Source organism: Shewanella electrica (genome assembly GCF_022321485.1).
Classification (GTDB): domain Bacteria; phylum Pseudomonadota; class Gammaproteobacteria; order Enterobacterales; family Shewanellaceae; genus Shewanella; species Shewanella electrica.
The window spans coordinates 15,383-28,170 of the sequence record NZ_JAKOGG010000016.1; the positions used below are offsets into that span (position 1 = coordinate 15,383).

Genomic DNA, 12,788 nt, shown 5'->3' on the forward strand with positions numbered 1-12,788 from the left:
TACCCTTGGATATTACGGCTGGCATTACAGCGAAAAAATAGCCTTTTATGATAGCAGTTTGCCTTGGAAAACAAAGGCCTCAACGAGGCCTTTGTCATCAATTTACGGTATTAAAGTTGCTCTTCGGCAAATTCGGCTAAACGAGAACGCACCACACCATTGAGGTAGATGTTGGCGCTGCCTTCGAAATTTTTAAAACGCTCGACAATATAGGTTAATCCGGAAGTCACGGCAGTTAAGTAGTTAGAGTCAATCTGCGCTAAGTTACCGCTGCAGATCAGCTTAGTGCCCTCACCCATACGGGTGATCATGGTTTTGATTTGCGAAGCAGTAAGGTTTTGGCATTCATCCAAAATCACCACCGCGTTTTGAATCGAACGGCCACGCATAAAGTTGATCGACTTAAACTGAATGTTGGCCTTGTCCATGATGTAGTTGAGCGACCCAGCGGGGTTCACATCATGCTTGTGTAACACCTCCAAGGTATCAGTGATAGCCGCCAACCATGGCGCCATTTTTTCCTCTTCAGTACCGGGCAAGAAGCCAATCGACTCGGCGATTTCCGGCGTATTGCGCGTCACAATCACTTTGTCGTACTGGTTACGCTCGACCACCATTTCCAAAGCCGCCGCCATCGCCAGCAAGGTTTTACCACAGCCCGCGGGGCCGGTGAGGATCACCATGTCGATGCTCGGGTCTAACAAAGCTTGCAGCGCCATGCCTTGATACACATTTTTTGGACGAACGCCCCACGCTTCCATATTGAGCAAACGATCGCGGCCTAAATCAAGCACGCTTAACGTCGACTCGGTGCGCCCCACCACGCGGCCACAAAAGTCTGACTCTTGATCTAGCAGATATTGATTAGCGTAGAAGAGGTCATCACCAAGGTCTTTCAGCGGCACTTCGTGAATGGTGTGACGCCCTTGTCGCTCGGTTGCCACCTTTTGCAAATGTTCCCAAAAATTGCCATCAAACTCGTGAAAGCCTTTGGCTAAGAAACGAATATCGTCAATCAGTTGGTCGGTGCGGTAATCCTCCACTAATAACATGCCAGCGCCTTTAGCTTTGAGGCGCATGTTGATGTCTTTGGTGACTAGCACCACGGTGCGAGGGTGATATTGCTGTTGCAGGTGTAACGCGGTGTTGATGATGCGGTTATCGTTATTGTCGCCGGGTAGCGAACCTATGGTGAACTCAATTTGGTGATCAGGAAAGATGGATAGTGTGCCGGATACATCGGTGTGGCCTTCGCGCAGAGGTAGCGGTACGCCGTTGATAATCTGTTCAGGAGTAATATCGCCGCCGAGGATGTCCTCCAAGGCGCGGATGGCAACGCGGGCATCGCGGCTGACATCGCGTTTGCGGTCTTTAATCTGGTCCAACTCTTCGAGGACCGTCATGGGTACAACAACATCGTGTTCTTTAAATGAGTAAATCGCCAGTGGCTCGTGCAATAACACATTGGTATCAAGTACAAACAATTTTCTGTCGTCTTGTTCCATAGCGCCTCCATTTTGTTGCACTTATGGTTATCGAAAATGTTGTTATAGATGCTGAACTAAAGTGGCCTCCTTAGGTTGATAAAAATCTGCACTAAACTCGTTTTGTCGCTGTAGTTTTATACTGGCACCTTTACCGTGGGATGACAACGCCAAAATCAACATTTTCGTAACACTAAGAAACCGTAGGAATTTACTCGTTTTTGCAACGAACAATGCGTGCGCTAGCATTGGTATTCGTGGCCGATTGGTATAACATACGCGCCCCCCGCAACCCCGAGGATGAGAGAGAAAAATGCCCTTTGCTTTAGGCCAACGCTGGATTAGCGATACTGAATCAGAGCTTGGATTGGGAACCGTAGTGCAACTCGAAGGCCGGGTGGTCTCGTTGCTGTTTCCTGCGACTGGTGAGAACCGTACTTTTGCCCGTATTGATGCGCCATTAACGCGCGTGATTTATAACCCGGGCGATTCAGTTAAGAGCCACGAAGGCTGGTCACTGAAAATCGACACAGTGACCGAAGATAATGGGTTAGTGTTTTACTCGGGCGTTCGCGATGATACTGGCGAAGAGTGCCAACTGCGCGAAACCTTGCTGGACCACAATATTCGCTTTAACAAGCCGCAAGACCGCTTGTTTGCCGGTCAGATTGACCGTCTTGATCGCTTCACTGTGCGCTATCAAGCACAACAACTGCGCTATCGTTTAGCAACCTCCACCATGTTAGGTTTACAAGGCCCGCGCGTGGGTTTGATCCCGCATCAGCTGTGGATTGCCAGCGAAGTTGGCCGCCGTCACGCGCCACGTGTACTTTTAGCGGACGAAGTAGGTTTAGGTAAAACCATTGAAGCCGGTTTGATCATCCACCAGCAGTTGATGACTGGCCGCGCCGAGCGGGTGCTGATTCTGGTACCTGACACGCTACGCCACCAATGGCTGGTAGAGATGCTGCGCCGCTTTAACCTGCGTTTTGCGGTATTTGATGAAGACCGCTGCGTAGAAGCGTTTGCCGATCACGACAACCCGTTCTACACCGAACAGTTGGTGATCTGCTCCGTTGACCTGCTGCGCAACAAACGTCGCCTTGACCAAGCGTTAGATGCCGAATGGGATCTGTTGGTGGTCGATGAAGCGCACCATCTGGAATGGTCAGCCGACAAACCCAGCCGTCCATATCAAGTGGTTGATGCCCTGTCGCAAGTGATCCCCGGCGTACTACTGCTGACGGCAACCCCAGATCAACTCGGCCACGAGAGCCACTTTGCCCGCTTGCGTTTGCTCGATCCAAACCGCTTCTATGATTACGAAGCCTTTGTGAATGAAGAACAAGACTATCGCCAAGTCGCCATTGCGGCCGATGCAATTGCTAGCGGCGAGCGCATTCCTGATGACGTGATCAGCAGTTTAACAGAGCTGTTGTCTGAAAACGACATCATGCCAGCGCTGAAACTGATCCAAGCCAAAGATATCGATGCCGAGCAACGTGAAGCCGCCCGTGAAGAGTTGCTGCAACAACTGCTGGACCGCCACGGCACTGGCCGCGTGTTGTTCCGCAACAGCCGCGCGTCGGTTAAAGGCTTCCCGAAACGTATTTTCAACGCCTATCCGCAAGAGATCCCATCACAGTATCAAACCGCGTTGCGCGTCAGCAACATGATGAACCGCAATCTGCCGCTGGATGCGCAAGTACGTTTGGCGTTGAGCCCAGAGAAAATCTACCAGCAGTTTGATGAAAACGCCGATGCGTGGTGGAAGTTTGATCCACGGGTGGATTGGCTGATCGATTTTCTCAAAACCCATCGCAGCAAAAAAGTGCTGATCATCGCTTCCCAAGCCAACACCGCCTTGGCGTTGGAAGAAGCACTGCGCACTCGCGAAGGCATTATGGCGACCGTGTTCCACGAGAACATGTCGATCATCGAGCGCGATAAAGCCGGTGCGTTCTTCGCCCAAGAAGAAGGCGGCGCGCAAGCACTGATCTGTTCTGAAATTGGTTCTGAAGGCCGTAACTTCCAGTTCGCCAGCCACTTAGTGCTGTTCGATCTGCCGTTGAACCCCGATCTGCTGGAGCAACGTATCGGTCGTTTGGACCGTATCGGCCAGCAAAACGATGTAGAAATTCATCTGCCGTACTTGAACGGCTCAGCGCAAACCACACTGCTGCGTTGGTATCACGAAGGTTTGAACGCCTTTGAACTGACCTGTCCGGGCGGCCATGAGCTATTTAAAGCGCACAGCGAACAATTGATGCAGTTGCTGATCAACGAAGATGACGAAGCGTTGACCACACTGCTGAATCAGACCCGCAGCCAATACAAAGCGCTGAAACAAGCGATGGAGCAAGGCCGCGACAAGCTGCTGGAGCTGAACTCGCACGGCGGCCGTAAGGCGCAAGCGTTAGCAGAAACCTTGGCGAAGATGGACGATTGCACCGACACCATCGGTAGCATTATTCGTCTGTGGGATATCCTCGGTATCGACGAAGAAGATCACGGTGAAAACACCATGATCCTGCGTCCAACTGAGCACATGATGTTCCCAACTTATCCGGGGCTGCCAGAAGATGGCGTCACCGTGACGTTCGACCGTGAAAAAGCGTTATCACGTGACGATATCGCACTGATCACCTTGGAGCATCCGCTGGTGCAAACCGGTATCGACATGATCACTGGCTCGGACACCGGCACCACCTCGGTCGCGATTTTGAAAAACAAAGCGCTGCCAGCAGGCACCATCTTTGTTGAGATGATCTACATGGCCGATGCCTCAGCGCCGAAATCATCGCAACTGTTCCGTTATCTGCCTGCAACGCCAATCCGCGTGCTGCTGGATAAAGACGGCAACAACCTCGGTGATAAAGTTAGTTACGAGCAGTGGAACCCGCAGCTGAGCCCAGTAAACCGCCATATTGGTAGCAAGCTGGTCAACGCTTCACAAACCTTGCTGCACCCGTTGCTGGAAAAAGGCGATAATCATGCACAAGCGGCACTGACAGCGATTATCGCCAAGGCCCGTAGTCAGATGGAAACGAGCCTCAACAGCGAGTTGAACCGTATGGAAGCGCTGCAAGCGGTCAACCCAAACATTCGTGACGAAGAGTTGGATTACCTGCGTCAGCAACAAACGGAATTAGCCGGATACCTCGACCAATGCCAGTTGCAATTGGATGCCATCCGCTTAGTGTTAGTGAGCCACGTGTAATCCAGCATTAGCTGAAGCTGATCCCGCCCCACAAAACCCGCTTAACGCGGGTTTTGTTTTATCTCACCATTTAAATTTCGCCAACAGTTTCTATAATGTGCCAAGACGCTTGGTTGGAGTATTGCTCAATGAGATGCTGGCTTGCCCTATTACTGTTTGGCTGTTTACCTGCGCTGGCGCAGCACAGCGCCGTGGGCGAAGCCAAGCAACAAACCATTGAGGTGCAAGGCCAACAAGTCGAAGTGCTGAGTCATCCGTGGGCGGGCAGACAACACCATGGTGCGGTCATCATGCTGCCGTCGTTAGGGCAACCGGCACAAGCGCCGGGGCTGATTGCCTACTTACGGGATGAACTGCCAATCCACGGCTGGGCAACCTTTAGCATTGCCGCCCCAGCGCTACCCGCACCGATCAACTTCACCACTAAAGCCGAAGACGTCAGTAAAGCGGGCGATGGCACGGTGCAAAGCCGTGGTAACCAAGCATCAGCACAACGCAGCGATGAAGAATGGCAACAACTGCGCCAAGCACAGCAGCAATATTTGGGCGATGCCATCAAGCAAGTCACCCCATTGATGCAGCAATATCCCGGTGGCTGGGTACTGGTGACTGAGAACCAAACCGCCGCATTGGTGATGGAGATGATCGCCCAACGACAGCTCACCATGCCCAATCTTTTAGTGGTGGTTAATCCCTACTCTGCCGACCCGGAATATAATCGCCAGTTAGCCAATAACTACGGCTTATTTGCCATGCCAGTGCTGGACCTGCAATCGCCCGATGGCGCGCCCGCCTCGTTAGCCACTCAAGCCCAGCGGCAATTGAAGTTGGCAGAGCAAGTGGCCCGCCGCTCTCGGCAACAACAGCTGGCGCTGAATTTGTCGCAACCCACCGCTTATGCCGAATGCCTTAGCATTATTCGCGGCATGTCCGTTGCTGCGCTCAGATAGCCGCAACAGCTCCACAACTGTGCAATTTAACCGCTAACGACCAAGGTTTAACATTTATCCACCGCATAGGTCTGATTTTGTTCTTATACTTAGGAACGCAACAATCTACCGCTGGTAATCAACCCACATGGAGATGCAGCTTCTATGACCATTCCGGTGCTTATATGTGACGACTCCGCGCTGGCCCGTAAACAGATGGCCCGCACGTTACCCAAAGAGTGGGATGTGGACATCACCTATGCCACCAACGGCGCTGAAGGATTAGAAGCGATTAAAGCAGGCAAAGGCGAGATTGTGTTCCTCGATCTCAACATGCCGGTGATGGATGGCTACGATGTACTGCGCCACATTCAGCAGCAAGACCTGCCCGCCATGGTGATTGTGGTGTCGGGCGATATTCAGATCCAAGCGCACCAGCGCGTCAAAGCCCTCGGCGCACTCGATTTTATTCAAAAACCGGTCAGCGCTGATGCCATCACCAACATTCTCGAAGAGTACGGCATTCTCACGCTGGCGCTGAAAAACGCCGAGCCAGAAGCCGACAATCCAATGATCAAAGTGGATTTACGCGATGCCTGCCAAGAGGTGGCTAACGTAGCGATGGGACGCGCGGCGGATCTGCTTTCCAAACTGCTTGATGTGTTTGTGCTGCTCCCCATTCCCAACGTGAATGTGTTGGAAGTGAGCGAACTGACCATGGCACTCAAAGCCACCGAAGCCGATGCTAAAGTCTCGGCACTGTGTCAGGGCTTTATTGGCGCTGGGATTGCGGGAGAAGCGCTACTGTTGTTTCACGATAGTAGCTTTGCCGACATGGCCAAGCTGATGAACATGAATGACACCACCAATACCGAAATCGAAGTGATGATGGACACTGGTAACGTGCTGATTGGCGCGTTTCTCAACGGCATTTCCGAACAGTTGGATATGCATTTTAGCCAATCCCATCCGGTGGTCCTTGGCCGTCACTGCACCGTTAACGATCTCATTCACGATAACTCAGATCGGTGGAGCCGCACGCTGGCGATGGAGATTAACTACCGGATTGAAGGCCACAACGTGCAGTGCGATCTATTGCTGCTATTTACCGAAGACTCCATGCCGACACTGGAGTTCAAACTAGGCTATTTGATGGACTAACGGCGGCGGAGAACTGATAAATATGCCAAACGATCTGGACGCAATGAATGAACTGCACTGGCTCATCGATATGGTACAAACCATTGAAGTGGGGCTAGTGGTGCTCGACCGCAATTTCAATATCCAGCTGTGGAATGGCTTTATGGAAAACCACAGCGGTGTATCGCCCAACGACATCAAAGGCGACAACCTGTTTCAACGTTTTCCGGCGCTGCCAGAGCAATGGTTGAAGCAGAAAATGGAATCGGTGTTTCTGCTGAAAAACCAAGCCTTTATCAGCTGGGAACAGCGGCCCTACGTGTTTAAGTTCAAAAACTATCGGCCGATCACTGGACGCGCCGAGTTTATGTACCAAAACATCACCCTGTTGCCACTGGCCTCGCTTACCGGCCAAATCAGCCATATCAGCATGATAGTGTACGATGTCACCGACATGGCGATTAACAAGATGCAGCTGGAAGCGGTGGGCGACAAGCTACAGCAGCACAACCAAACTGACGCGTTAACCTTGCTGCTGAATCGGCGTCACTGGTTACAGCAAGTACAACTGCACTATGAGCAATTTGCCCGCTACCATGAGCCAGTGTCGATGATGATGATCAACCTCGATCACCTAAAGCAACTCAATGAAAGTAAAGGTCATGTGGCTGGCGACCGTGCCATTCAACATGTGGCTCATATTCTGAAAAAGCACCTGCGTGACACCGATATTGGCGGTCGCTTTGGTGGCGAAACCTTAGGGATTATGCTCAGCCAAACAGATAACACAGCAGCATTTACTCAAGCCGAACAGATCCGCCGCGATATCGAACAGGCGGAATTTAGCTACAACAACCAGACGGTTAAGGTCACCGTGAGTATTGGAATTTACCAGCTCGATGATGAACTGAACTCGCCCGACAAGTGGTTAGATAAAGTAGATGAAGCCTTGGCGTTAGCCAAAGTCTCCGGCAGAAACTGTGTGAAGACATTACCCGCGCTGTCATAACGCATCGGCCACATTAGTCACTGAGCCACAGGCAACAAAAAACCACTCGAGCGAGTGGTTTTTCATTTTAAGGTTGCTGTTGGCAGCGGTTATTCGCTAATGCGAGTCACCTTGCCACCTAAACCGCTAAACTTGGCTTCAATATGCTCATAGCCACGGTCAAGGTGATAGATGCGGTCTACCACGGTAACGCCTTCTGCCATCAACCCGGCAATGACTAAGCTTGCTGAAGCGCGCAGATCGGTCGCCATCACTTGGGCACCATTGAGGTACTCTTTACCATGAATGATACAAGTGTTGCCTTCCAGCTCCATGTTAGCGCCCATACGGATCAGCTCTGGCACATGCATGAAACGGTTTTCAAAAATCGTTTCAGTAATACGCGCAGTGCCCGCGGCTAAGGCGTTAAGCACACAGAATTGCGCCTGCATATCGGTCGGAAACCCTGGGTATGGTTGGGTTTTGATGCTGATAGCTTTCGGCTGTTGGCCGTGCATATCCAGCTCAATCCAATCATCGCCCACAGTAATGTCAGCGCCCGCTTCTTCCAACTTCACCAACACTGCGTCCAGCGACGCAGGATCGGCATCTAAACAGCGAATACGACCACGAGTGACCGCCGCTGCGACTAAGAATGAGCCGGTTTCAATGCGATCAGGCATGACGCGATAACGACAGCCATGCAGTTTTTCAACCCCTTGGATGCGTATCGTTGCCGTACCAATACCTTGGATCTTCGCGCCCATAGCCACCAAGCAATTGGCCAAATCGACCACTTCCGGTTCACGGGCGGCGTTTTCGATCACCGTCTCGCCTTCAGCCAACACCGCGGCCATCAGCAAGTTTTCAGTCGCGCCAACACTGACCATATCCATCAGAATATGAGCGCCCTGCAAGCGACCATCGATACGCGCTTTAACGTAACCTTCTTTGACCTCAATCTTAGCGCCCATCAGCTCTAAACCATGCAAGTGCAGGTTGACTGGACGGGCACCAATGGCGCAGCCACCGGGCAAAGATACGTCGGCTTTGCCAAAACGTGCCAACAGCGGCCCCAAAATCAAAATGGAGGCGCGCATGGTTTTGACCAACTCATACGGGGCGCAAAACTCATTAATGCTGCTGGCATCAATGACAACATTGCCTTGACCGTCAGCATCAACTTTAGCGCCGAGGCAGCTAATCAGCTTACATGAGGTGGTAACGTCACGCAGATTGGGAACATTGGAAAGCAGGAACGGCTCATCGGTGAGCACGCCAGCCATCAAGATTGGCAATGCGGCATTTTTGGCGCCAGAAATCACAACACTACCAGCGAGCGCGCCGCTCGCCTGGATTGATAACTTATCCACAAACGCTCCCTATACGGGCATGTTAAAGATTTTTTCTCGCTGCCACTGCGCAGGAGTAAATGTTTTGATACTCAGTGCGTGTAATTCACCACCGGTAATGCGATCCATGAGCGGTGCATAGATAGCTTGTTGTTGCTTAATTCTGCTCATGCCGTCAAAGCAATCACCAATAGCAACAATTTTAAAATGGGTACCTTCCACCGTGACATAAACTTCGGTGAGGTTCAGCGCCTGCTGCAGCAGTTGTTCGATCTCTTTGGTATCCATTGAGTTAACCTTACTCACGATATCATTCTGTAAAAAAGGCTTCTAAATCGTATAAAGAAACCAGTTTTCTTACCTGTTCTGAGGGCGCTTTTAACACCAGCTCTCCATTCGCTTGGCTCAGCAACTCCATAAGAAACGCCATCCCGGCGCTATCGACATACTCAAGTGCACTTAAATCGAGCACTTGAGTATTGGCCGCTATTAAGCTGCTGCGCTGTGGCCAGAGGCGTTTGACATCCTCTTGACCCAAGCGCCCGCTGATAAGGCAAGTCGTCCCTTGTGACTCAACTTGCATTACAGCGCATCCTTACCTTTTGGTCCGTTAACATCAACAGACGCGTTGGCTTTTTCTTTCAGCATAGTAATCACTTCATCAATGCCTTTGGCACGGATCAGTGAAGCGATTTCTGTCTGTTTTGAACTCAGCAGGCTGATACCTTCAGCCACCAAGTCAAATGCCTTCCAAGTGTCGTCTTTCATACGACGCACTTTAAACAGCAGCTTAATCGGCGGACGGCCATTTTCCACAATTTGCACTGGCACATCTACAATCTTTTCATCAGCGAAGTCACTGGCACGACCAAATTCCACTTTCTGATTAGTGTATTCAGTGAATGCTTGTGCGTAGGTAGAGACTAAATAACCTTCAAACGCATCGCTGAAAGCATCGCGTTGCTCTTTAGAGGTCTCACGTAGATAAGTGCCTAACACTTTGTATGAAGCGTAGCGGCCATCGATATATGGCATCAGCTCTTCACTGACAATCACTTTTAAGTGGTTAGGGTCTTTATCAATGAGAGGCTTATCTTTTTCAAAGCGGGCAAAGGTTTGATCTGCTACGGCTTTGATCATCTCATATGGATCTTTGTATTCTTGGTGTGCGGTGGCGGCCATGGCTTGCGACGCAAATGTCGCGGCGATGGACAGCATCACAGCATAGATAAATTTTTTCATGTCGCTATCTCCTACTTATCCTTACTGCTATACAGGAACTGGCCAATCAGGTCTTCCAGCACCATAGCGGAATGGGTATCGGCAATACGATCGCCGTCTTGCAAAATCTCGATGCCATCATCCATGAAGCCAGGGGTCAATCCGATGTACTGCTCCCCTAACAAACCCGAAGTCAGTACCGCGACTGAACTGGTTTCTGGAAAATCGGCATATTTCTTATCCATAGTGAGCGTAACCACTGGTGCCAATTTCTTCGCATCCAGATTAATCGCACTCACACGACCAACCACTACACCACCCACTTTGACGGGAGAACGTACTTTCAACCCACCAATATTGGTAAATTCTGCGGTCAGAGTATAGGTATCACTGTTAGTACTCACGTCAACGTTGGCCACTTTGTAGACCAAAGCCAAAAACGCCACCACGCCAGCTAGTAAGAACACACCTACCAGTAACTCAATCTTTTTCGTCACCATAATTCGTTACCAATCACTTTTCTTTATCAAATATGATCGCGCATGTTTAACCAAACATGATGGCGGTCAACAGGAAATCCAAAGCCAATACGGCCAAACTTGATTGCACCACAGTTTGCGTGGTGGCCCGACTAATCCCTTCGGGATTCGGTACCAAGTGATAACCGCGATACAAGGCAATCCACGTCACTACCCAAGCAAATACCACACTCTTGATCAGGCAGTTAACTATGTCTTGGCGCCATTCAACCGCCGCTTGCAGGATAGACCAGAAAGCACCATCGTCGATGCCCTTCCAAGCCACACCCACAAGATAACCGCCATAAATACCGACCGCGACAAACATCACCGACAACAACGGCATACTGATCAACCCCGCCCAAAAGCGCGGTGCAATCACTTGACGCAGCGGGTCTACCGCCATCATTTCAAGGCTGGACAACTGCTCGGTACTTTTCATCAAGCCCAGCTCAGCGGTTAATGCCGACCCTGCCCGACCGGCAAATAGCAAAGCGGTCACCACCGGGCCCAATTCACGTAGCAAGCTCAACGCCACCAACGGCCCAAGACTCTGCTCGGTGCCAAACCCGACCAAAATGGTATAGCCCTGCAATGCCAGCACCATACCGATAAATAAACCGGAGACGATCACAATCACCATCGACTGCACACCCACCACATAGATCTGTTTGATCAGCAGCGGTGTGCCTTTTTTAAATCGAGGCAGATGCAGTAGCGCTCCCCATAACATGATGCCAGCGCGGCCTAACCCAAGCACGATACCAATCGCTCGAGCGCCTAGCGCGGCAATAGAATCAACTATGCTCACACAAAAGCTCCTTCTTATACTCCGCGGCTGGGAAGTGGAATGGCACCGGCCCATCTGGCTCGCCATCGATAAACTGGCGTAACTGAGGGTTGTCGGTTTGCCGCAGCTCAGCAGGCGTGCCGTGGGCAATAATCTTCTGCTCGGCGATCACATAGACATAATCGGCAATGCTAAGGACTTCGGCCACATCGTGCGAAACCACCACGGAGGTCAGTGACAAGGCATCTGAAAGATCTTTAATCAGCTTGACCAACACCCCCATAGAGATCGGGTCTTGTCCAGTAAACGGCTCGTCGTACATCACCATTTCTGGCTCCAGCGCAATGGCACGCGCTAACGCTGCACGACGTTGCATACCACCAGAAAGCTCACCCGGCATTAGTTGGGCAGCCCCGCGTAGACCAACCGCCTCAAGTTTCATCAGCACAATACGGCGAATGATCTCTTCCGGTAAATCTGAGTGTTCACGCAATGCAAACGCCACGTTGTCGAACACATTCATGTCGGTAAACAAGGCGCCACTTTGAAACAACATGCTCATGCGCTTACGTGCTTCAAACAGTGCATTACGGCTCAGCTTGTGAATGTTTTGGCCGTCAAACAGCACTTCACCTTTATCGGGATACAGCTGCCCGCCGATCAACTTCAGTAGTGTCGTTTTCCCAATCCCGCTCGGCCCCATGATGGCGGTCACTTTGCCACGCGGGATCTTGAGGCTAATATCCTCGTAGATCACCCGATTACCACGGCTAAAGCGCAGATTGTTGATTTCGACCAATGTGGTCTGTTCTTGGTTCATGTCTGAATCCGTTAGAAAATCCTGAACAGGAATATGAATTTAGATGCCACCTGTCCTGTGGGCAAGTGGAGGATGATTCCAGTCCCTTCATCCCAATTTAGCTGCATGCTAGCAACCGATTTCTGAACTCTGACTGAATCGCTAAAACAGCGACTTTCAAGCTCATTTGTGGGGATTGAATTGTACGCAATTCAGTTGGTCTAAACAACTGCCACCCCGTGGCATCGTAGCTCTTTTCATTTGCAGCAAATGCAGCGACAATGCGCAATACTTTTTGAAAAATCGATTTAAAACTGGCTGCGCCATTTGGCTTTTATTGCAGAGTA

12 protein-coding genes are annotated in these 12,788 nt (G+C 50.9%); 4 read left to right on the forward strand and 8 right to left on the reverse strand.

Annotated elements, in window-relative coordinates:
- Positions 1-110: 110 nt before the first annotated feature.
- Positions 111-1,505: a PhoH family protein gene (locus tag L9G74_RS16615; protein ID WP_238897658.1), complete on the reverse strand. Its 1,395-nt coding sequence runs from the start codon at positions 1,503-1,505 to the stop codon at positions 111-113.
- A gap of 292 nt (positions 1,506-1,797) precedes the next feature.
- On the opposite strand from L9G74_RS16615, the gene rapA reads away from it, so the two are divergent.
- The 4 genes from rapA to L9G74_RS16635 all read left to right on the forward strand — a co-directional run bounded on the left by rapA (position 1,798) and on the right by L9G74_RS16635 (position 7,782).
- Positions 1,798-4,704 carry an RNA polymerase-associated protein RapA gene (gene rapA / locus L9G74_RS16620; RefSeq protein WP_238897661.1) on the forward strand — a complete coding sequence of 969 codons (2,907 nt, stop codon included), beginning with the start codon at positions 1,798-1,800 and terminating at the stop codon, positions 4,702-4,704.
- A gap of 128 nt (positions 4,705-4,832) precedes the next feature.
- Complete coding sequence (locus tag L9G74_RS16625) at positions 4,833-5,654, forward strand: DUF3530 family protein (protein ID WP_238897672.1); 822 nt, start codon at positions 4,833-4,835, stop codon at positions 5,652-5,654.
- Between the two features lie 144 nt (positions 5,655-5,798).
- Positions 5,799-6,794 (forward strand): response regulator, encoded by a 996-nt coding sequence (locus L9G74_RS16630; RefSeq protein WP_238897674.1) that lies wholly within the window; start codon positions 5,799-5,801, stop codon positions 6,792-6,794.
- 22 nt (positions 6,795-6,816) lie between these two features.
- On the forward strand, positions 6,817-7,782 hold the full coding sequence (locus L9G74_RS16635; RefSeq protein WP_238897676.1) for a sensor domain-containing diguanylate cyclase: 966 nt from the start codon (positions 6,817-6,819) through the stop codon (positions 7,780-7,782).
- 89 nt (positions 7,783-7,871) lie between these two features.
- Here L9G74_RS16635 and murA read toward each other — a convergent pair whose 3' ends face one another.
- The 7 genes from murA to mlaF are packed head-to-tail and all read right to left on the reverse strand — an operon-like array spanning position 7,872 to position 12,462.
- Entirely contained in the window at positions 7,872-9,134 is a 1,263-nt protein-coding gene (murA, locus tag L9G74_RS16640) for a UDP-N-acetylglucosamine 1-carboxyvinyltransferase (protein WP_238897679.1), read from the reverse strand.
- A gap of 9 nt (positions 9,135-9,143) precedes the next feature.
- The gene (locus L9G74_RS16645) at positions 9,144-9,401 is read right to left on the reverse strand and encodes a BolA family protein (protein ID WP_238897681.1); all 258 of its coding nucleotides are present in this window, start codon (positions 9,399-9,401) and stop codon (positions 9,144-9,146) included.
- Between the two features lie 22 nt (positions 9,402-9,423).
- Complete coding sequence (locus L9G74_RS16650) at positions 9,424-9,696, reverse strand: STAS domain-containing protein (protein WP_238897683.1); 273 nt, start codon at positions 9,694-9,696, stop codon at positions 9,424-9,426.
- Positions 9,696-10,355, reverse strand: coding sequence for an MlaC/ttg2D family ABC transporter substrate-binding protein (locus L9G74_RS16655; RefSeq protein WP_438944582.1), 660 nt, complete (start codon positions 10,353-10,355; stop codon positions 9,696-9,698). Before L9G74_RS16655 ends, L9G74_RS16650 begins: the two co-directional genes overlap by 1 nt.
- 11 nt (positions 10,356-10,366) lie before the next feature.
- Positions 10,367-10,834: an outer membrane lipid asymmetry maintenance protein MlaD gene (mlaD, locus tag L9G74_RS16660; protein WP_238897684.1), complete on the reverse strand. Its 468-nt coding sequence runs from the start codon at positions 10,832-10,834 to the stop codon at positions 10,367-10,369.
- 46 nt (positions 10,835-10,880) lie between these two features.
- Positions 10,881-11,663: a lipid asymmetry maintenance ABC transporter permease subunit MlaE gene (gene mlaE / locus L9G74_RS16665; RefSeq protein WP_238897685.1), complete on the reverse strand. Its 783-nt coding sequence runs from the start codon at positions 11,661-11,663 to the stop codon at positions 10,881-10,883.
- Positions 11,650-12,462, reverse strand: coding sequence for a phospholipid ABC transporter ATP-binding protein MlaF (gene mlaF / locus L9G74_RS16670; RefSeq protein WP_238897688.1), 813 nt, complete (start codon positions 12,460-12,462; stop codon positions 11,650-11,652). Before mlaF ends, mlaE begins: the two co-directional genes overlap by 14 nt.
- Positions 12,463-12,788: the final 326 nt, after the last annotated feature.